This is a genomic window from Undibacterium sp. Ji22W (genome assembly GCF_049340305.1).
Lineage (GTDB): Bacteria > Pseudomonadota > Gammaproteobacteria > Burkholderiales > Burkholderiaceae_D > Undibacterium.
In genome coordinates, this window is record NZ_JBMPOU010000001.1 from 702,189 (window position 1) to 721,915 (window position 19,727).

19 protein-coding genes are annotated in these 19,727 nt (G+C 44.5%); 13 read left to right on the top strand and 6 right to left on the bottom strand.

Going from position 1 to position 19,727, the window contains the following annotated elements:
- Positions 1-45 precede the first annotated feature (45 nt).
- From pgi to ACO0KW_RS02895, 5 genes are all read left to right on the top strand, one after another.
- Positions 46-1,659 carry a glucose-6-phosphate isomerase gene (gene pgi / locus ACO0KW_RS02875; RefSeq protein WP_423051943.1) on the top strand — a complete coding sequence of 538 codons (1,614 nt, stop codon included), beginning with the start codon at positions 46-48 and terminating at the stop codon, positions 1,657-1,659.
- A 294-nt stretch (positions 1,660-1,953) separates the two neighbouring features.
- Positions 1,954-4,710: a phosphoenolpyruvate carboxylase gene (gene ppc, locus ACO0KW_RS02880; protein ID WP_423050444.1), complete on the top strand. Its 2,757-nt coding sequence runs from the start codon at positions 1,954-1,956 to the stop codon at positions 4,708-4,710.
- A 132-nt stretch (positions 4,711-4,842) separates the two neighbouring features.
- Positions 4,843-5,382 carry a molybdopterin-guanine dinucleotide biosynthesis protein B gene (gene mobB / locus ACO0KW_RS02885; RefSeq protein ID WP_423050446.1) on the top strand — a complete coding sequence of 180 codons (540 nt, stop codon included), beginning with the start codon at positions 4,843-4,845 and terminating at the stop codon, positions 5,380-5,382.
- Between the two features lie 114 nt (positions 5,383-5,496).
- The gene (locus ACO0KW_RS02890; protein ID WP_186944117.1) at positions 5,497-5,700 is read left to right on the top strand and encodes a YjfB family protein; all 204 of its coding nucleotides are present in this window, start codon (positions 5,497-5,499) and stop codon (positions 5,698-5,700) included.
- 290 nt (positions 5,701-5,990) lie between these two features.
- Positions 5,991-6,431 (top strand): hemerythrin domain-containing protein, encoded by a 441-nt coding sequence (locus ACO0KW_RS02895; RefSeq protein ID WP_423050450.1) that lies wholly within the window; start codon positions 5,991-5,993, stop codon positions 6,429-6,431.
- A gap of 65 nt (positions 6,432-6,496) precedes the next feature.
- On the opposite strand, the gene ACO0KW_RS02900 is transcribed toward ACO0KW_RS02895, so the two are convergent.
- The gene (locus ACO0KW_RS02900) at positions 6,497-6,715 is read right to left on the bottom strand and encodes an RNA-binding S4 domain-containing protein (RefSeq protein ID WP_423050452.1); all 219 of its coding nucleotides are present in this window, start codon (positions 6,713-6,715) and stop codon (positions 6,497-6,499) included.
- Positions 6,716-6,941: 226 nt separating this feature from the next.
- Between ACO0KW_RS02900 and ACO0KW_RS02905 the strand changes: the two genes are divergently transcribed.
- From ACO0KW_RS02905 to ACO0KW_RS02920, 4 genes are read left to right on the top strand one after another with little or no spacing between them, the layout of a single operon-like run.
- Positions 6,942-7,214, top strand: coding sequence for a DUF2282 domain-containing protein (locus ACO0KW_RS02905; protein ID WP_423050454.1), 273 nt, complete (start codon positions 6,942-6,944; stop codon positions 7,212-7,214).
- A 52-nt stretch (positions 7,215-7,266) separates the two neighbouring features.
- Positions 7,267-8,106, top strand: a complete 840-nt coding sequence (locus ACO0KW_RS02910) for a DUF692 domain-containing protein (RefSeq protein ID WP_423050456.1) — start codon at positions 7,267-7,269, stop codon at positions 8,104-8,106.
- Positions 8,107-8,110: 4 nt separating this feature from the next.
- Positions 8,111-8,905 (top strand): putative DNA-binding domain-containing protein, encoded by a 795-nt coding sequence (locus ACO0KW_RS02915; protein WP_423050458.1) that lies wholly within the window; start codon positions 8,111-8,113, stop codon positions 8,903-8,905.
- A 30-nt stretch (positions 8,906-8,935) separates the two neighbouring features.
- The gene (locus ACO0KW_RS02920) at positions 8,936-9,400 is read left to right on the top strand and encodes a DoxX family protein (protein ID WP_423050460.1); all 465 of its coding nucleotides are present in this window, start codon (positions 8,936-8,938) and stop codon (positions 9,398-9,400) included.
- 92 nt (positions 9,401-9,492) lie between these two features.
- Here the strand turns inward: ACO0KW_RS02920 and ACO0KW_RS02925 are convergent, their stop codons facing one another.
- A complete protein-coding gene (locus ACO0KW_RS02925; protein WP_423050462.1) occupies positions 9,493-10,728 on the bottom strand; it encodes an SGNH/GDSL hydrolase family protein in 1,236 nt (411 codons plus the stop codon).
- A gap of 410 nt (positions 10,729-11,138) precedes the next feature.
- Between ACO0KW_RS02925 and ACO0KW_RS02930 the strand changes: the two genes are divergently transcribed.
- Complete coding sequence (locus tag ACO0KW_RS02930) at positions 11,139-12,485, top strand: porin (RefSeq protein ID WP_423050464.1); 1,347 nt, start codon at positions 11,139-11,141, stop codon at positions 12,483-12,485.
- 136 nt (positions 12,486-12,621) lie between these two features.
- Here the strand turns inward: ACO0KW_RS02930 and ACO0KW_RS02935 are convergent, their stop codons facing one another.
- The 3 genes from ACO0KW_RS02935 to ACO0KW_RS02945 all read right to left on the bottom strand — a co-directional run bounded on the left by ACO0KW_RS02935 (position 12,622) and on the right by ACO0KW_RS02945 (position 14,913).
- A complete protein-coding gene (locus tag ACO0KW_RS02935) occupies positions 12,622-13,602 on the bottom strand; it encodes a GGDEF domain-containing protein (protein WP_423050466.1) in 981 nt (326 codons plus the stop codon).
- 115 nt (positions 13,603-13,717) lie between these two features.
- Positions 13,718-14,584: an HDOD domain-containing protein gene (locus ACO0KW_RS02940; RefSeq protein WP_423050468.1), complete on the bottom strand. Its 867-nt coding sequence runs from the start codon at positions 14,582-14,584 to the stop codon at positions 13,718-13,720.
- Positions 14,581-14,913, bottom strand: coding sequence for a hypothetical protein (locus ACO0KW_RS02945; protein ID WP_423050470.1), 333 nt, complete (start codon positions 14,911-14,913; stop codon positions 14,581-14,583). Before ACO0KW_RS02945 ends, ACO0KW_RS02940 begins: the two co-directional genes overlap by 4 nt.
- 205 nt (positions 14,914-15,118) lie before the next feature.
- On the opposite strand from ACO0KW_RS02945, the gene ACO0KW_RS02950 reads away from it, so the two are divergent.
- On the top strand, positions 15,119-15,781 hold the full coding sequence (locus tag ACO0KW_RS02950) for a DUF1345 domain-containing protein (RefSeq protein ID WP_423050472.1): 663 nt from the start codon (positions 15,119-15,121) through the stop codon (positions 15,779-15,781).
- Positions 15,782-15,821: 40 nt separating this feature from the next.
- Here ACO0KW_RS02950 and ACO0KW_RS02955 read toward each other — a convergent pair whose 3' ends face one another.
- Positions 15,822-16,268: a hypothetical protein gene (locus ACO0KW_RS02955; protein WP_423050474.1), complete on the bottom strand. Its 447-nt coding sequence runs from the start codon at positions 16,266-16,268 to the stop codon at positions 15,822-15,824.
- Positions 16,269-16,502: 234 nt separating this feature from the next.
- Between ACO0KW_RS02955 and ACO0KW_RS02960 the strand changes: the two genes are divergently transcribed.
- Together ACO0KW_RS02960 and maiA are read left to right on the top strand one after the other, a co-directional pair.
- Positions 16,503-19,004 carry a DUF349 domain-containing protein gene (locus ACO0KW_RS02960; protein WP_423050476.1) on the top strand — a complete coding sequence of 834 codons (2,502 nt, stop codon included), beginning with the start codon at positions 16,503-16,505 and terminating at the stop codon, positions 19,002-19,004.
- Between the two features lie 25 nt (positions 19,005-19,029).
- Positions 19,030-19,686: a maleylacetoacetate isomerase gene (gene maiA, locus ACO0KW_RS02965; RefSeq protein ID WP_423050478.1), complete on the top strand. Its 657-nt coding sequence runs from the start codon at positions 19,030-19,032 to the stop codon at positions 19,684-19,686.
- The last annotated feature ends 41 nt before the right edge of the window (positions 19,687-19,727 follow it).

Below are 19,727 nucleotides of genomic sequence, written 5' to 3' on the forward strand. Positions count from 1 at the left end.
AGTTTGGTTCTCAATTCATTTTTCTCAGGTTGTTTGATCATGGCTATCTCAGTTTCTCGTACTCCATTGTGGTGTTTGTTACAGCAACGCGCAAATAATATGCCGAGCTTAAAAGAGTTGTTTCGCGCTGATCCACAGCGCTTTACGCACTTTTCTGCTTCTGCTTGCGGCATGTTGTTGGACTATTCCAAGCAACGCATGGACACCACTGCGAAACTCAATTTATTAGCACTGGCACGTCAGCAGGAAGTGGAATCTCGCCGTGATGCGATGTTGCGCGGTGAAGCGATTAACAACACAGAAAATCGTGCGGTCTTACATACCGTATTGCGCTTACCAAAGGGCGAGAAGTTCATGTTGAACGGTGAGAACATCGCGGCCGATGTTCACAGCGTGTTGGCGCAAATGCGTAGCTTCAGTGATGCGGTGCGAGAAGGGCGCTGGTTAGGTTACACCGGCAAGCCGATTCGTACGATTATCAATATTGGTATTGGTGGTTCTGATCTTGGTCCGCAGATGGCATGTATCGCTTTGGCACCGTGGTCGCAAAAAAATCTGTCCTTGCATTTTGTCTCAAACGTCGATGGTCGTCACGTTGCTGATTCGCTGGAAAATGCCGACCCTGAAACAACCTTAATCGTGGTGGCGTCTAAGACTTTCACTACGATGGAAACTTTGACGAATGCACGTACTGCACGTGACTGGATGTTGAATCACGGTTGTCCTGAGGATCAAATCCGTCAACATTTCGTGGCGTTGAGTACCAATGTTAAGGCAGCTAAAGCATTTGGTATCGCAGAAGAAAATGTGTTCCCATTTTGGAATTGGGCGGGTGGCCGTTATTCCATGTGGAGCGCGATTGGTTTATCGATTGCCTTGTATGTCGGTGCTGACCGCTTTGAAGAAATGCTGGCCGGCGCACATGAGATGGATTTACATTTTGCGCAAGCGCCACTGGAACAAAATTTACCGGTTTTGATGGCATTGATCGGGGTCTGGAATATTAATTTCCTCGGTTTGCAAGCTCTGTCGATTGCGCCTTATCACCAGCGCATGACACGCTTGCCAGCCTATTTGCAGCAGCTGGAAATGGAAAGCAACGGCAAGTCGGTGACACGCGAAGGTCAAAGGGTTGATTACACGACTTCACCGATTCTATTTGGTGAAGCTGGTACCAATGGTCAGCATGCTTATTTCCAATTGTTACATCAAGGCGCGACAATTATTCCAACTGACTTTATCGTGGTCGCAGATGATGATGCTGGCTTGCCCGGCCACAATCAAGCTTTGCTGGCGAACTGCTTCGCGCAATCGAAAGCGATGGCTTGGGGTAAAAATATTGATGAAGTTCGTGCAGAACTCGGTGATTTACCAGAAAAAATGTTGGCACCGCGAGTGTTTGAAGGCAATCGTCCGACTTCCACTTTGCTGCTCGATTCTTTAACGCCACGTTCACTCGGTGCATTGATTGCTTTGTATGAACATAAAGTGTTTGTGCAGTCGGTGATCTGGGATATAAATGCTTTTGATCAATGGGGTGTGGAATTGGGTAAATCACTTGCTCAACAGTTGATCAGTCTTGATCCTGCTGCGGTGAAAGAAGAATACGATAGCTCGACCAAGGGCTTGCTAAAGGCTTTGACCAAGCGTCATCGTTAAGTGTGTTCGATGTAGGGCGGGTGAAACCCGCGCCGCCAAATCGTAGAGCAACCGTGATTGACCATTGTGCGGCGCGGGTTGCACCCGCCCTACAGAGCCGAGCGAACACCAATTTCCCTCAACATGAATTGAAGGTATTTGATTTATATTGAATGAAGCTGATAAACCTGCCGTAGGGCTATCGGCTTTGTTAAGATGTTTTGACTTTTATGTGCAAGGGTTTCCCCTACACTTATAGTTTTGCTGATTTACCCTCGTTTTACCACCATCTAGACTTGACTGAAAAACACGATCATGAACGATATCGCCGACGATAAAGACCAGAGCCTCCGTGAAGACATCCGCCGCCTCGGCCGCATTTTGGGTGACACGGTTCGTAACCAACATGGTGAAGAAGTTTTTTCTCTCATTGAAACGGTACGTCAAAATTCGATTCGTTTTCGTCGTGATGCCGATGTTGCCGCGCGCGCAGAGTTGGAAAATACGCTCGACACACTCACCAATGATCAAACCACGCATTTGATTCGCGCATTCAGTTACTTTTCGCATTTGGTGAATCTGGCGGAAGATCAACATCATATCCGCCGTACACGCGCTCACTTAATAGCGGGTTCTGCGCCACGTCGTGGCAGCTTGGCGCACACTATTGAAACACTCTTTGCTAGCGAGAATGGTGCGGAGGATCTGAAAACGTTTTTCCAGACCGCTGAAGTAAGTCCAGTACTGACTGCGCATCCAACGGAAGTGCAACGTAAGAGTATTTTGAATTGCCAGATGGTGATCACGCGCTTACTCGATGAACGCGATCGTATGCAATTGACCCCAGAAGAATCACGCGCGAATGAAGATGCCTTACAACGTGCGGTCTTGACCCTGTGGCAGACCCGGATGCTGCGTATGTCAAAATTGTCTGTGCTAGACGAGGTCGAAAATGGTTTGAGTTTTTATGATTACACATTCTTGCGTGAATTGCCGCATTTGTATGCAGGCCTAGAAGATTTGCTGGCAAGTAAAGATCAGCGTTTTGAAAAAACGGAATTGCCTAGCTTCATGCGTTTAGGTAGTTGGATCGGTGGCGACCGCGATGGCAATCCATTTGTGACCGCAAGCGTTCTAGAAAAAACCTTAACGATGCAATCCACGCGTGCTTTCAAATTTTATTTGGAAGAATTGCATACCTTGGGTTCACAGTTGTCGATGGCGACTCTGCTGGTAAAGGTTTCTCCAGAGTTGGTCGCACTTTCTGAACGGTCTCCTGATCATTCTCCACATCGTGCGGATGAGCCATATCGATTGGCAGTAAGTGGCGTGTATGCACGTTTGGCTAGCACTTTTAAGAACTTGTTGGGACTAGATCCAGTGATCGCTCCGTGCGGTGTTGCTGATGCGTATGCAAGTGCCGAGGACTTGGTGGCAGATCTCGACACCATTCATCAATCTTTGTCCGACAATGGCTCGGTCGGCATTACACGCGGCCGTTTGCGTCACTTGCGTCGTGCGGTTCGCGTGTTTGGTTTCTATCTTGCACCTATCGATTTGCGTCAAAATTCTGACGTGCATGAACGCGTCGTCGCTGAGTTATTGCAAGCTGCTAATCCTTCATTGAAGTATCTAGAATTGAATGAAGATCAGCGTATCGAAGTCTTGGTCGCAGAAATCAGCTCGTCGCGCCCATTAGCGTCGCCCTATTTGACGTATTCTGAAGAAACACAATCCGAATTGGCGATTTACCGCGCCGCTTGTACAGCACAGCAGCGTTACGGAAAAGGCGCTGTCCCCAATTGCATCATCTCTAAAACGGATGGTGTTTCCGATATGTTGGAATTGGCCTTGCTGTTGAAGGAGTCTGGCTTATTACACCCGGCCGAAGGTCGCTTAGATGTGAATGTCATTCCTTTGTTTGAAACTATTGGTGACTTGCAAAATAGCGCGCCAGCGATGGATAGATTGTTTGGTATTCCTGCTTATGCACGCTTGTTGGCTAGTCGGAATAATGCGCAAGAAGTGATGCTCGGTTATTCTGATAGCAATAAAGACGGTGGCTTCTTAACCTCTGGTTGGGAATTGTATAAAGCAGAAATCGATCTGGTTGAGGTATTCGCTAAGCATCAAGTACGTCTGCGTTTATTCCATGGCCGTGGCGGTTCAGTTGGTCGTGGTGGTGGCCCTAGCTACCAAGCGATTTTGGCGCAACCAGCGGGTGCGGTTCAAGGTCAGATTCGTTTGACAGAGCAAGGTGAAGTGATTACCGCTAAATATGCAAATCCGGAAGTAGGTCGTCGTAATCTGGAAGTCTTAGCAGCTGCAACGATGGAAGCAAGTTTGCTCTCACATACTGAAGTCGCGCCGCGTCCAGAGTTTCTCAAAACTATGGAAGCTTTATCGGAAAACGCCTTTAAAGCCTATCGGAACATGGTTTATGAGACTGATGGATTTGAACAATATTTCTGGGAATCGACCGTGATTTCTGAAATCGCAGGCTTGAATATTGGTAGTCGTCCAGCATCGCGTAAGAAGTCGACGGCGATTGAAGATTTGCGCGCGATTCCTTGGGTGTTTAGCTGGTCACAATGCCGTCTGATGTTGCCGGGCTGGTTTGGTTTTGGTAGTGCAGTTAAGCAGTTCTTAGATGCTAATCCTCACGACGGGTTGCAGACCTTGCAAGCGATGTTTAAAGACTGGTCGTTCTTCTCAACGGTATTGTCGAACATGGAAATGGTCTTGGCCAAGAGTGATATCGGCATTGCGAGTCGTTACGCGCAATTAGTCAAAGACGAAGAATTACGCAATCGCATTTTCCCGCGTCTGGAAGCAGAACATGCTTTGACGATCGCGGTCTTGAAGCAGATTTCAGGTCGTGACGATTTGCTGTCTGACAACCCATTGCTCAAGCGCTCTATCGTCAATCGTTTCCCTTATCTGTCTCCTTTGAATCACGTGCAGGTGGAATTGTTGAAGCGATATCGCCAAGGTGATGAAGATGAAAGGGTGCGTCGCGGAATTCACCTGTCTATCAATGGCATCGCCGCAGGTTTACGAAATAGTGGATAGGTCAGAAGTTAGGCAAGTAGATAAGTAAACACATGCGCGATTTATTTCAATTCTTGATGTGAATTAAGTACGTATTGCAAACGGGGGAAAGTATTTCGGTATACTTTCCCCTTTATTTTTATGGACATAACTATGCGCGCGGCGATCTTAGGAGTGGTTGGTTGGTCAGGCAGTGGTAAGACAACTTTACTTGAATATCTCATTAAGGCATTGGCGCTATCAGGAAAATCAATCAATGTCGTTAAGCATAGCCATCATGACGTGATTATAGAGCCTGCGCATAAAGACAGCGCCAGATTACGTCAAGCCGGTGCAGGTCAGGTGTTATTGGCTTCGCCATTTCGTTATGCGATTGTGCAGGAATTACGCGCTACTCCAGAGCCAAGTTTAAGTGACTTGTTGGTGAAGCTAGATCCTGCAGATCTCACTTTGGTTGAAGGCTATAAATGGTCCAAGCTCAGCAAGTTGGAAGTGTATCGACCAAGTTTGGGTAAACCGGCGATTTACTCTAACGATGAGCATATTGTCGCGGTTGCCTCGGATCTGGGGAGACCTGCAGATTGTCCCGCTGAAATACGTTGGCTAAATTTAAACTGCCCCGAAGAAGTCCTATTCTGGATACAAGATGGTCTAGACAAAAATGATTTTTTTTGTGATTTGGGAAATATTTAACACATTAGAATGTTTTTTTGCGAGCGAATTCAATCAAGCATAAATATTTTCGTAAAGGCCTAAAGTATCCTTAATTTCTGGCCGTTATCAGAAGTGTAGATAAGGAGTATTGTCATGGATGTGTCTAGTGTAGCAAGATTATCAACAACAATGGCTGATGTTGGCGTAAGTCAAGAAGTCAGCATTGCGGTATTGAAAAAAGCGCTCGATGTCAGCAAGGAGAGTGCGACTTCTTTGATTGAGGCGATTCCTAATTCTAGTGCCAACGTACCCAATCTGCCCGCTAATCTTGGTCGCAATATCAATACGACCGCATAATAAATTCTGATCTGAATACCTAACAGCGCTTTTTAGCGCTGTTTTTGTTTGTGCAAATCGTTTGTGTGCGCTGTAAAGAATTGCTGTATTGCGAACCTGTGGATGGTGTTCGTCATAATAAATGAAAAGAATTTAAGGAGCAGGGCAAATTCTGATACAGCGGTTTTGAATTGAGCGTGATCAGTTGCCTCTACTTAAAGCTAGGCGGATTTCGTCACAATACGTAATAATGTTGCCTTCATCATTTTACTGAACACTTAGTGTGGGTCAGTTGTCAAAAAGAGGTATTTATGTCAACGCAACAGTGGGCTTGGTCTGATCGTTTGAGCCTAAAACATGAATTAATGGATGAAACCCATCAAGAATTTGTCGAACTTTGTGCAGCGCTCTCACTAACGGAAGAACATTCCCCATTTCTGACCCGTCTTGATGCTTTGATCGCCCATTCAATCGAACATTTTGAACAAGAGAATGCGTGGATGCGCGATTTTGCATTTCCACCAGCCGGGTGTCATCAGGGGGAGCATGATGCGGTTTTGCAAGTAATGCAAGAAGTCCGTCGACGATATATGGAAGGCGAGCGTGACTTAGGACAAAGTTTGGCTGAGGAGCTGCCGCTGTGGTTCGAACATCATGTTGATACGATGGATAATATGCTGGCGCAATTTTTGATTAATAATCAACTTGCTGGCAAAGAAGAGGGCAAGTTGAGTGCTTCGCTCGCTGGATAACAATTAGAGATAAAGAGCTGAGGTGGATTGATCTTTTTCGGCTCTTTATAAAATTTACTGATAATTTATGGCGCTAAAACATGGATGCAAATATCGCCTAATCGTACTTTTTGCCCTGGGCGAATTTTGGCTGTCTTGCGTAATTCTTGCTGACCATCCACGGTCACATCGCCACTGGCGACGATGACTTTGCCTGCACCGCCGCTATCACATAAACCAACTAACTTAAGAAGTTGATTTAATTCCACAAATTCGCCTTCTACGGTGAATGAAATTTCTTGCATGATTACCCAATCCAAATTCAACTAATAAAAATGGCAGGATACACCATTTTCAGTTCTTTACTCTCTGTGGAAAACGAGGCAGAATCAAAAAACAGAAATTTTTTTGTGTGATCTGTAAGGTTCTTGTAATTGCTCCGACTACCAGTTGTAGTTTTTAGAAATGTCTTCAATGAGACATGTAATACAAATTTAATTTGATTTTTATTTTTATTTTTAGGAGAAGCACATGAGTAACAAAGCGATGATTGCAATGGCCTTAGCGGGTTTGGTTGGCTCTGTAAATGTATTGGCTCAAGACGCAAAAAAAATGGATACGCCAGCGAAGACGGAGAAGTGTTTCGGTGTAGCAAAGGCTGGCGCAAATGATTGTGCAACTAAGAATGGTAGTCATTCTTGCGCTGGGCAAGGCAAGAAAGATATGGATCCCAATGAGTGGAAGAAAGTACCATCAGGCTCATGTGAAAAAATGGGCGGGAAATTAACGCCACCGAGCGCCTAATTTGTTGAGTTCGGCTTCTTTGAATTCAATTAGCCAAAATCGTGGCAATCCTATGCATGCGCTAAGGGGTAATGGCATAGGATTGCGCACTCCGCATTACCATCATTTTTTGCAAGAACCCGTCGCCATTGACTGGCTAGAAGTGCATTCAGAAAATTACTTCGGTGATGGTGGTTTTGATTTGCATGTGTTGGATCAGCTAGCACGGCGCTATCCAATAAGCTTACATGGCGTCGGAATGGGTTTAGGTTCTGCGACTACTTTGCAAGAGTTGCATTTGCAGAAGCTTAAACGTCTTGTGAATAGAGTTCAACCTATCTTAGTGTCAGAACATTTATGTTGGAGCAGTATCGCGCATCGACACATGAATGATTTGCTGCCACTCACTTTGTCGCAGTCAGCCTTGAATCTGGTAAGTGAGCGAGTCGATTTTTTGCAGCACTATTTACAACGACAGATATTGGTTGAAAATGTCTCGACTTATCTTCGCTTCGCAGATGATGCAATGTCGGAAGCGGAATTCTTAATTGCACTTAGCCAAAAGACAGGCTGTGGCATCTTGTTGGATGTAAATAATCTTTACGTCAACCAATGCAATCACGAGGAAGATGCCCAACAAGCAATTGCCGCGTTTGCGCGATTGCCTCAAAATATTATCGGTGAGATCCATTTGGCTGGGCATACAAAGACTGAGCTTTGCGTGATTGATGATCATGGCAGCTGTGTCGATCCCGCTGTATGGGATTTGTATTACACACTCTGTCGCACGATTAGTCCCAACATACCAACATTGATAGAGTGGGACACGCACATTCCTGAGTTATCGGTTTTGCTTGGCGAAGCACAAAAGCTTGAAATAATACGCCAAGAAGTCCGCTTGCATCATGGTTAATAAAGTGCCTCTTTCTCTACAATCCGCCCAGGAAGTATTTGTAGATTTATTGCTGGATCGCGAACAAACGCTTCCGACTGAAATGTTTTCTGGCGACCAGGCAATGTGCGCAGAGCGATTGCGTATATATCGTGGAAACTTGCATGCGGTGTGGACCAATGCGCTAAAAAATGCCTATCCCGTCATATACCAATTAGTTGGCGATGCGTTTTTTGAGCAGTTATCGATTTTGTATGGATTTCAATCTCCTTCGCGGTCCGGTGATTTGAATATTTTCGGTCAAGACTTTGCTGATTTTTTGCGTGATGAAGTTAGTGTGATTGAGTTTCCGTATTTCACGGCTGTCGCGGTGTTGGAGTGGCAACAGCACTTGGCATATTACGCTGCCGATGTGGTTGCGCTTGATCTAACGAACTTCCTATCAATTGCAGGCGATAAAGCAGCACAGTATCGTTTTGACTTTCATCCTGGAGTTGCTTTGGTCCAGTCAAATTTCCCTTCCGTTCAGATCTGTCTTGCACATCAAGCTGGGCTGACGCAAGAGTTTGATCTACCACTTAATACGCCAAGTTATGCCTTAGTCAGCCGCAAAGATTGGCGAGTAGATTTGACGCAATTAAGTCAGGCAGAATATGTCGCCCTGCTAGCGCTGCGTGCAAGCGATAGTCTAGGCGCCGCATTGGAAAAAGCGTTGGAACTTGATCCAGAGTTTGACATAGCAGCGGCGCTGCAAAACTGGTTTCAACGCGGTATTTTTATTGAATTTCGTTGTAAGGATTCAGGGCCTTCAGGCGACTAAGTAACTCAACTTTTACGCATTTCAAAACTTATGAAATCATTCTTACGAGTACACCAAGTCAGCCTTCATGTTGATCGCTTTTTGCAAAAATATTGTCCTGACATGTTCAGTCTTGGGCTACGTATTTTCATCTCATGGCAATTTCTGAAATCTGCCGTTGCTAAATTAGGCGATTGGACTGCAACGATAGAATTGTTCAGAGATGAATATCAGGTTCCTTTTTTATCGCCAGAATTTGCTGCGTTCGCAGGAACTGCGGGTGAGTTAATATTTTCTGTGTTGTTGATTGTAGGTGTGTTCGCTCGGCTGTCAGCTGTGGGTTTGCTATTGGTTAATATTATGGCGGTCGTGTCTTATCCGATACTCTGGAATCTCGATTGTCCCGCAGCATTAAATGATCATTTCTATTGGGGCATCTTACTTTGTGTAAACATAGTTTTTGGCGCCGGACGCATTAGTATCGACTACTGGCTGGCGAAGCTTTTTAAGAGTTAATAATCGACTTTAGAAATAAAAAAACGGGAAAATTAATTTTCCCGTTTTTGTTTTTAGCCTTTATTTTCAATGCTTAGACGCAGGCCTTAATTTTATTTCCACTTACGTTTTGCCAATTCTTCTGAGACATAACTAGCAAATAATGATTGGCCTAGCGGTGTTGGATGCACACTGTCGGCGAAGTAGTATTTGCTCGTGTCACCAGCAATCAAATTATTCGCACTACACACCAAGGAAGAACCCAATGGATTTTTTGCAGGTGTTAAGTCACAGGCCGGTGTCGTGACATTGCTAATTCCATAGGCACTTGGATTCGCAGCATGATCACGGAAACGTGTGAATAAATCGACGAACAATACATTGTCGTTACCTGCCAATCCAGCCAACAAGCGTGCATTGAATGTCACCGTCATACCGTTCAATAAGGTTTGTGTATCTACAGATTGTTTCAATGCATCTGGAGTCTTGCTCAGATCTGGCATATTTACGACAACAACGTATTTTGCACCTTTCGCCAGAATCATGTTGTTGACGTAACTTGCCAATTCAGTGCCTGCAGTTCCCATAGCATCAACATAGGTTTGTGCATTGGCTTTCGCATAGGCTGCACCAGCAGCTGCTCCAACGGTAGGAGTTAATGCGGCGACTGCGCCAGGAATACAATTGCTCGCTTGCGCATCAGTAGGTTTACAAGCACCGCTGGCGATATCTTTTTGGATCTGCCCAGGCACGGCTGCTGTCACTGCTGCTGTCGCTGCTGCAGTTGCTGCTGCAGACAAAGTGCCAGCTTGAATGAATGCATCATTTGGACCACCACTGACGAACACGACTTCAGTTCCTGTAAATTTGCCACCATTTGCATCCAAATGGTTCTGAATCTGCTTCATAACAGGTACTGTCATTTGACCTAGGATGACATTGTTGCCGCCTAATAATTTATTGCCAGGACCAACTGGGTTGGTGACCCGTGCACCACCTTGTGCATAGCCAGTACAACCGGCATTGTTTTTGACTGGAACGCTAAAACCTTGAGAGGCTAAACCATCGAGACCTGTCTGGGCTGCACATGGAGCGGATAAACCCAAATCAGAAGCCACGATTTCTGTCCAGTTTCTTGCGGTCGCGCTATTAACCGTATATCTACCGCCGCCTAATGCTGCAACGGTACCAACTTTGTAAGTGCCAACATCGCTAAGGCTATCGCCAAATGTCACTTGTGCACTGAATTTAATTTTCGGTGCCGGATCAGTGGCACTACTGCCACCGCCGCCGCAACCAACTAAAATCGCTGCTGCAACAAGTGAAAGTGAATAAGGTAAATGGCGCATTTTGTCTCCTGGTCTATTATGAATTAATGCTAAACGAACGATTGTGCTTTTTGAGAGCTTCACTATATGTCATGGAAATAGAAAAGGGGGAAACGAAGTGCAATTAAACGACACCAAAAATTAGAAGAACTATTCGAAAAAAAACAATTGAAATTGACCTGTTTTCTGTCCCTTGGAAGTCCAGTTGAGAATCGAAAACATCGTGTTTTTCATAGGAAGACGCAGGTATTTTGAGCTGGGTAATCGTGTTTAAGTAAATTGTTTATTTTGCTATGTAAAAATTGCGACAAGCGACAATCACTTGACTAAGATCCTATACAAGCACTTAGATCAATGTCATATTTTGACAAATGAAATTAGTACGTACGTTCGTTTTAGATTGATTCAAGCACCCATATGGAGACAAAAAAATGAAAATTAAAGTTTTGGCGATTGCGTTAGGAACCTGCTTTGCAGCGCCTGTTATGGCTCAAACCAATGTGACTTTATACGGCATCCTCGATGCTGGTATTCAAGTAAGCAATAATGGTAAGGGTACGCAAACCAAAATGGTGAGCGGTATTGCTGATGGTTCTCGTATCGGCTTTAAAGGCACTGAAGATATGGGCGGTGGCTACAAGGCCATTTTTAATTTAGAAGCACGTGTTGAAGTTGATACTGGCAGCAATAAGGCAGGTAACTTAAGTGATTACCAAGGTTATGCTTTAACAAAAGGAATGGACTTCCCAGACTTTGGTAGTGCCGCCTTAAAAGGCGCAGCAGCACAGACTTTGGCTGGCGTACGCTCAGCGCTCCAACCAAAGTACAACGTGAATGCGACCTCTCCATTGGTATTGTCGCGTGGCGGTGGTCCAGATGGTGGTATTTTTGATCGTACTGCGATGGTTGGTTTGATAACTCCGGTTGGCGCTGTGTTAGCGGGCCGTATGTATACACCAGCCTACGAAGTCTTTAATGCGGCAGACGCATTTGAGAGTGGAATGGCAGGCAGCTGGGGTGGCATTACAGGCGGCACTGGTGGCCTGCTGACAACCGGTATGGCAATTCGCTCAAACAAATCTGTGCAATATCGGATTGAATTGCCCAATGGCATTGGCGGCGCGTTGATGTATGGTTTTAAAAATTCAGGTTATATTGGTTTAGATAAGGATTTCTTGGCCGGTAACATTAAATACAAAGCAAATGGTTTTGACGTTGGTATCGGTTATAACCGTGGAACAAATACCGACGGTACTACGGGCTTGGAGACAACAACCATTGGTGGTTCTTATAGTGTTGATGCTTTCAAATTTTTTGCTGGCTATCAAATCATGAAGAATGAAAATTCGATTTTGTTGCCAGTATTCTTTGATGCATGGGATTTGGAAATTACACCTGGTTTGAAAGCCGGTGGTGTTCCAGCGCCAGTTGTTGCAGCATGGACGAGCATCTTCAGAACAAATATTGTTAAGAACTTTAAGCTGAACGCGAACACCTACAGCTTGGGTATGCATTACAAAGTGGGTAATGGTCGTGTCATGGCTTCTTACAGTCACCAAGATGACAAGACTTTGTCAAACAGTGATGTGACTCAATACGGTTTAGGCTACGATTACAATTTGTCTAAGCGTACTGATATCTACGCCGTTTATGGATACGTTAAGAATCAAAATGACGGTCAGTATGCGCCAGGTGCAGCTAGTGCCTCAGGTGGTTTTACAGAGTTACCAGGACAACCTGGGCGTGCATTTCAATTTGGTATTCGTCATCGCTTCTGATGTAAGGATTTAGATGAATTGATTTGTGTGTAGCCACTATAAAAAAGAGCGCAATTAAATGCGCTCTTTTTTTATTCTAGAATAAATCGTACTTGCCTAAGCCTGACTGAGGCTGATTTAGGTCAATGCCGAGGCCTTACAGAGCGACCTGGTCTCGTCCGCGTTCTTTTGCCCGATATAAGGCGGCATCCGCAGTCGCAATTACCGCCAAGCCATCTTGTCCCGCGCTCAGTGTCGCGAGGCCTAATGACGCAGTGATATGCGGCATTGGTTTTGTATTGTCTTTGAAAATTTGTGTGTGCCGAATGCGGTCGCATAAGCGTTCGGCCACAATCAACGCAGATTCTTTGCTGGTGTTTGGCAAGATAATTATGACCTCTTCACCACCATAACGTGCAGCAAAATCACTTGGGCGTAAGCCAGCGCTGACAACTCTTGAAGCTGCTTGTAAGGCTTCATCTCCCATCACATGGCCAAACTGATCATTGAATTTCTTGAAATGATCGAGGTCAAGCATGATGATACTGAGCTCAGTTTCAGTTGCGTGTGCATTCTCGATCAGGCCTGGTAATTGTGTGTTTAACCAAGATCGGTTGTGGAGTCCGGTTAAGCCGTCCACCATTGACAGCTGGCGATAGAACTCACCAACTTTTTGACGATTTCGCAACTGAGCATTAGTCGTTCTGATACGGAAAGACAATAGTTGTAGAAGGTTTCGGGCCACGCCATTCGCTTCGTCTATCAGTCGCCACATCACGACCGCATCGATCAGCAATAATTCTGCGTCGGTCATTGCTGCAATCGTGGCGGTGCTGGCCTCCTCATCCAATACGGATATTTCACCGACACATTCGCCAGCAAAATATTGTGTGCTCGCGTTTTCTAATTGGCGTCGCGCGGTGTTTGAGCTTAATGCAAGTGTTCCAGACAAAACAACATATAAGCAAGCCCCGGAGCTATGGCTGTCGAGTACGATTTCTCCTGATTTGACACGAACAACAGGACAGGAATCTAATTGTTGTTTGATCAGGTTTAACTCATCTTTATTGATGTTTTTGAAAAGTTGGATATCGCTTACTTTGAAACCGGTGTGCTTAAAATCCTTTATATGTTCCAAAATAACCTCAAATTTTTAGCAGTTAATTTTTTCTTCATTGTTGATATTCTATCTTATGTGCAAACCTCAGGCACCAGTCAGCAAATGTTCAAATTTTTTTTGTACAGGTGAGGCATTACTGGAGGATTTGATTCATCGCATTGAAGCGTAATTCAGTTTCATGGAAAATAGCGAGATAAGCATCCTCATTAAGACCAACAGTATCCCAAGCAAATTGGGAAATAATTGGCACCAAGTCGTCTTCCGATTCGCTCAAATCGAGCGCATGTACAATAGAATTGGCGACGTGGATAATGGATGCGACAGAATTGAGTTCTTTATCGTCGGGCGCATGATGTCCTCTGATTGCATCCTGAATTGCATCAGAAAAATTCCATTGTAAGGCCAAAATCAGACCAACACCGACATGGTCAACACCCAAGATTGCACGTTCGGCGTCCAGCAAACTACAGTCATTTTCTTTGGCGCAGCGAATAACGTGTTCATATTTTTGAGGAAATTTCGACACCAGTACTAGTCGGCCTATGTCATGCAATAAACCTGCTGTGAATGCGAAATCTTGTTTCATGTGCAGCGTGCGCGATATTAATTCTGCGCAAATCGCCGTGGCAATGTTATGGCGCCAAAATGCCTTGTTATCAAATCCGCGACAACGGGCGACTGGGAGATTATTGGTGAAAATATTGGTGCGAATCAGGTTTTTGAGAATTTTTGTTCCCAACATCGACACGGCTTGTTGAATCGTTACGACTTTGGAGTTGTTCCCATAATACGAGGTGTTTGCGAGTTGTATTACTTTTGCAGCGATTGATGGATCCATGGAGACTTTTTCCGCAATCGTCTCCAAGCTGATGTCATCATTGTTCAAGTCATTTAACATTTCACGAGCAAGCTCGGGCAACATTGGTAGCGTATTAATCTTATTGATGACTTCTTCAATCGAGATTTGATCGTCGTTTGAATCGCCTAGGAATGGTGTCATGATTGTTCCCTTTGACGATATTTTTCGACATATGTTCTTAACGCTTCAGTGGGGCCGTCATAAGGCATGTGCCTGAATAAGCGATTAAGTCGCTCGAATTGATGCTCTTTATTTGCGTTGGACTCTTCAACAGTATTGATGTCGGTGTTTGCGGGATCTAGTATCGGGAGTTGATGAATATTATGGTTGCTAATAGCTTTCAGCATTGACGCAGTCAATTCTGTTCCTGCTGGAAGTAAGACGTGACCAATTTTGTCCAGCAATTCTTCCGCGAGGATAGCGCCTGGTTTGATGCGTTCCAATGCGACGTAAAGAAGTTTCTTGTTCATAAGGGGAAATCTCCTGTTACGCTAGTGTAATGATTTTTAAGTTCAAATATGAAACATTGTTGTAATTTGGTGAGGTTGAAACAAGTGTTTTGCATACGATATCTAAGTTAGTTATCGGTTGGCCTCATGTATTCTGATGCTTTTGATGAACACTATGCGTCGGCTGATATTTTTTCTTGCTATCTTCAATATAAATTAAAAAGTAATGATTACTACTATTTTTCGAGACTTTATCGCACATCGCCCACGTTTTATATTTACATTCATCTTGGGGGTTGTAAGCTATTTCATTTTTCCCAATGAGTGGAGTGTTATCACCCGCTCGCTACTAGGATGGAATCTTGCTATTTGGACTTATTTAATCTTACTGACTTTTTTGTTTCTTGGTTCTAACCATGAAAGTGTCATCAAGATTGCGCAACGTGAAGACAGTAGTGCACTGGCGGTGCTCTTGATTTTGGTGACAGCAGCCACGGTCAGTTTGCTTGCGATCGTTGTTGAATTAACGCAATTGCATGAATTAACTGCTGAATTGCGTTTGATGAAATATCTATTTGCTGGCGTGACAGTACTTGGAGCTTGGTTTTTGTTGGGGACGATATTCACTTTTCACTATGCAGTTTTGTATTACCGATCACCGAAAAGCAAACGTGCACTTGGGTTTCCTGATCAGGAAGAGCACCCTGATTATTGGGATTTCTTGTATTTTTCTTTCACGATTGCAGTTGCCATGCAAACTTCGGATATCGTTGTCATTTCTCGTGAAATGCGCCGTGCTGTGCTAGCGCATTCGATTTTAAGTTTCATGTTTAATGCGGCGATTTTGGGATTTTCTATTAACATCGCCGCTGGTATCGTTGGTAATTAAACAAGCAAGTAGGTGGAGCTGATACTGCTTGCTTTTCAATTTACCAACGTTGATGTTCGCGACCACCCTGGCGGTAATTGTCATCATCACGTTCACGGTAATTGCGATTGCCTCGGTAATCATGACGACGACCATGGCGAATAACATAGATAGGCTGAGCGTAGCGGGTTTCGACGTAATTGTGCTCGTAGTAAGGAATGGCTGAATTGAGTGAAATTGGGATGCCTCCAATTCGCATGTTGATGCCAAATGGTAATCGTAATCCAGAATTCCAGCGCGAACCGTCCAACCAAAACCATGTGCGCGAATGTGGCGAATAATAGCTGCGATATTCTGGGTAATAGATATGATCGTATGTGCGAATGTTGCTAGGCGTATAAGTTGATCTGTAGTCGTTGCGATCATGCGCTGCAGCCTGTAAGCAAATTGAACTGCTCATAATCACGAGTAAGCACATCAGACTTTGTTTGAAATTATTCGATTTCATTTCTTGCTCCAAAAAGGCTTAGGTCTATCCTTAACGGCTTTGCTCCCAATTCGCCGACAAGAACTTCTAGTGAAGTTGCAACAAGATGTTTCAATACTTGTCGCTAGTCTTCATGGAATTTGTGCACTTCAAAGAGCTTTACTTCATTATTTAAGTGATTGAATTTTGCGGGAATGGTGTAAGTCTTGCTATGATGTTTACTTTATTCATTCTCAGGCACTCATAAAAATTATTATGTTTGAATTTTTATCTAAACTGGTTTCTCGCCGTTCATCCGATCAATCCAAGGCGCAGATCGCTGCCCAAACGATATCGCAAGTGCATATCAATGAGATAAAGAAAAAAACAACAGAGCATGAGCGACAACAGTATCTTCAAAAAATATCCGCCAGTATCAACAACGAGGCAAATCTTTTAGATTTGTTAACTGCCTGTGATTTTGCAGATGGACGATTTCAGGCAGCACAACATATACATACGCAAGAATATTTGGAAAAAGCATTGCTCATCACCCGGAAGCAAGATAACCGTGTGTTCAAATTAATGCAAACGCGCCTAGATCAAATTCGACAACAACAAGAGTCACAGCACCTCGCGCAGACATGTTTGCAACAGGCGGAAAGCTTGTTGGGGCAACAAATAGTATTGGCTAACCAGCTGGTTGAGCTGGACAAACAAGCGTCAGCGGTTCGTACTTTTCCCGCAGAATTATTTTCTTCCTTTGAGGAAAAGCGCTTAGCTCTACAAGAACGTTTAAATGCGCAAGCTGATTTGCAACGACAATTATTGCAACTGGTTCACGATATTGAACGCGGACAGGATTTATCTGAAATTGACGGAGATGCTGCTTTGGCATCGTGGACGCTAATCCTGCAGACTTCTCTTTCCAGCCCTGGCGCAGGTGCTTTGCCTAAAGCATTATTGCAGGATGCACAAAATAAGCTGGCACAATTTGGAGCGTCATGGGAAAAGTGGAAACACAGATCTGTACAGCTACAGAAAATACCAGCATCGACCAAACAAGAGTTTGTGAATGTTGACACCGCAGCTTCGGTTGAGCCAAACAACCCAGCGCAGATTACATTGACCAGTCAGACGCCAGTCATGCCCCTTGCAGTCCCGACGCCTAGTCTCACGTTGGCTCAAATCGAAGATTTGTTGAGTCGCTTTGAAGCTGCATTAGCGCAGGGAAGTGCGCAGAGCGCTCGTCAAATTGAAAAAGAATTGCGTGAGATTGATACGAAAAGGCCTGATCGTCGTTTGCCTCTCAGTGATAGTTTGAAGGAGCGACTAAATATCGCTCGAAAAGAGCTCGCGAATTTGATGTCTTGGGCAAAATGGAGTGGTGCTGTCTCGCGTGATGAGCTAATTGCGACAGCGGAAAAATTGACCACGCTTAGCCTTAGTCCGCAAGAAATCGTCGATACTGTTTCTGCTTTGCGTGAACAATGGAAACAAATGGAAAGTACAGGCAATGCTGGGCCGAAGGAGTTATGGATACGCTTTGATGCGGCCTGTAAGCTAGTGTATGCGCCCGCTGCCGCTTACTTTCAATCGCAGTCTGAGTTACGCAAAGACAATTTGATTAAGGCGGAGGCATTATTAAGTCAGTATGCCGAAGATGCCGAACAAATATTAAATAATCTACATGATTGGAAATTGTTACGTTCAAGGGTTTTGGAAATGCAGCAGACCTGGAAAAAAATAGGCCATGTCGATCGCAAAGAACGGACACGTCTGGATAAAGAATTTGAAAATCTATTGGTTTCATTAAAGGCACCTTTAGAACAAAGGCAACAAGAGGAAATTCAATCTCGTGAAAAAATGATCTCAGAGGTCGAGGCCTTAGATATTTTTCAGAAATCTTCGCAGGATCAACTCAGAAGTCTGCAACAGCGTTGGCAGGTCCAAGCGATTGCTGTGCCGTTGCAACGAAGAGATGAGCAGAAATTATGGGAACGTTTTCGCGCAGCCTGCGATGGCGTATTCGAGAAGAAGCGCCAACTTGCTGAGTCAGCCGATCAGCAGCGTGAGACTAACCTCAAAGCAAAACAGGCAATTTGTCAGGAATTGACAAGTATTGACTGTTCAACCCAATCCGGTTTACGCCGAGCGATTGATAACGCAAACTTGGCCTGGCGTGAAGTTGGCCATGTACCGCGTGCGCAAGAACATGCTATTGAGAATGAGTTTCAACGGCACCTACAGCGCTTACAAACCGAGATTGGTCAACTGCAATTGCAAGAGTCACAATTGGAAAAACAAAAAATCGGCGTTGCGATAGCGACTTGTCAAAAGCTCGATACCGTATTGGAAGGCGATGCGTTGTCAACGGAGGCTCAGAGTGGTTTGATCGCTGATTGGCAAGGGCTGAGTTTGCCAAACAGCAAATTAGCAAAGACTTTGACCTCCCGCTATGAGCGCGCAATAAACTTAACTTCGACCGAGTTGCCGCTGTACCAGAAGGAATTGCAAGGGAACATGCAACAATACGATGCCTTATGTTTGCATATCGAAATATTGTTGGGCATAGAAAGCACAACGGTCGCGAGTCAGGAACGCTTGAAGAAACAAGTCGAAGTGCTACAGTCAGCTTTAAAAAGCACGGACGGTAAATCGCAACTACAGGAGCTACTGCTTCAACTTCTAGGTTTGCCAGTAATTCAAAGTGAGACGCGCAGGGAGCGTCTGCATAAGGTGATGACCAACTTGGATTTAGCTCAAATCAACGCTTGATTTTAGTGCTTTGGAAAGGAATATTATGCAGTTGTATAGTTATTTTCGTAGTTCTGCGTCCTACCGTGTGCGCATTGCACTCAATCTAAAAGGTCTGAGTTGCGAACAAATCCCGGTGCATTTGGTGAAAAATGGTGGAGAACAGTTTTCTGACGTATTCAAAGCTGTAAATCCTGAATCGTTGGTGCCAGCTTTAGTGGATGATCATGAAGGTCAACAGATCGCTTTAAGTCAATCTTTAGCGATTATTGAATATCTTGAAGAAAAGTATCCTATGCAACCGTTATTACCAGAAGATATTGCTGATCGCGCCTATGTGCGCGCTTTATCGTTGGCAATTGCTTGCGATATTCATCCCATCAACAATTTGCGCATTTTGAAATATTTGAGCGCGAATTTTGCAGCAACCGATGAACAAAAAAATGCTTGGTATCGCCATTGGTGTGAACTGGGTTTGCAGTCTTTTGAACAGCGCCTGAAGCAAGAAGCGCGGCGAGGTTTGTTTTGCTTTGGAGATCAAGCGACTATGGCAGATTGTTGTTTGATCCCTCAAATTTACAATGCACAACGCTTTCAATGCGATTTAAGTGGTATGCCGATTCTTATGAGCATCAACCAACGATGCTTAGAGTTAGATGCCTTCCAACGCGCTACACCAGCAGCGCAGCCTGACGCAGAATAATGAAGTCAGGAATCGTTACGGCTATTCCTGACTTTGGTGAC

Coding starts and splice junctions, on each gene's coding strand:
- ppc (WP_423050444.1), top strand. CDS start 1,954: ATGAACGATATCGCCGACGATAAAGACCAGAGCCTCCGTGAAGACATC.
- mobB (WP_423050446.1), top strand. CDS start 4,843: ATGCGCGCGGCGATCTTAGGAGTGGTTGGTTGGTCAGGCAGTGGTAAG.
- ACO0KW_RS02890 (WP_186944117.1), top strand. CDS start 5,497: ATGGATGTGTCTAGTGTAGCAAGATTATCAACAACAATGGCTGATGTT.
- ACO0KW_RS02895 (WP_423050450.1), top strand. CDS start 5,991: ATGTCAACGCAACAGTGGGCTTGGTCTGATCGTTTGAGCCTAAAACAT.
- ACO0KW_RS02900 (WP_423050452.1), bottom strand. CDS start 6,715: ATGCAAGAAATTTCATTCACCGTAGAAGGCGAATTTGTGGAATTAAAT.
- ACO0KW_RS02905 (WP_423050454.1), top strand. CDS start 6,942: ATGAGTAACAAAGCGATGATTGCAATGGCCTTAGCGGGTTTGGTTGGC.
- ACO0KW_RS02910 (WP_423050456.1), top strand. CDS start 7,267: ATGCATGCGCTAAGGGGTAATGGCATAGGATTGCGCACTCCGCATTAC.
- ACO0KW_RS02920 (WP_423050460.1), top strand. CDS start 8,936: ATGAAATCATTCTTACGAGTACACCAAGTCAGCCTTCATGTTGATCGC.
- ACO0KW_RS02925 (WP_423050462.1), bottom strand. CDS start 10,728: ATGCGCCATTTACCTTATTCACTTTCACTTGTTGCAGCAGCGATTTTA.
- ACO0KW_RS02930 (WP_423050464.1), top strand. CDS start 11,139: ATGAAAATTAAAGTTTTGGCGATTGCGTTAGGAACCTGCTTTGCAGCG.
- ACO0KW_RS02940 (WP_423050468.1), bottom strand. CDS start 14,584: ATGACACCATTCCTAGGCGATTCAAACGACGATCAAATCTCGATTGAA.
- ACO0KW_RS02945 (WP_423050470.1), bottom strand. CDS start 14,913: ATGAACAAGAAACTTCTTTACGTCGCATTGGAACGCATCAAACCAGGC.
- ACO0KW_RS02950 (WP_423050472.1), top strand. CDS start 15,119: ATGATTACTACTATTTTTCGAGACTTTATCGCACATCGCCCACGTTTT.
- ACO0KW_RS02955 (WP_423050474.1), bottom strand. CDS start 16,268: ATGAAATCGAATAATTTCAAACAAAGTCTGATGTGCTTACTCGTGATT.
- ACO0KW_RS02960 (WP_423050476.1), top strand. CDS start 16,503: ATGTTTGAATTTTTATCTAAACTGGTTTCTCGCCGTTCATCCGATCAA.
- maiA (WP_423050478.1), top strand. CDS start 19,030: ATGCAGTTGTATAGTTATTTTCGTAGTTCTGCGTCCTACCGTGTGCGC.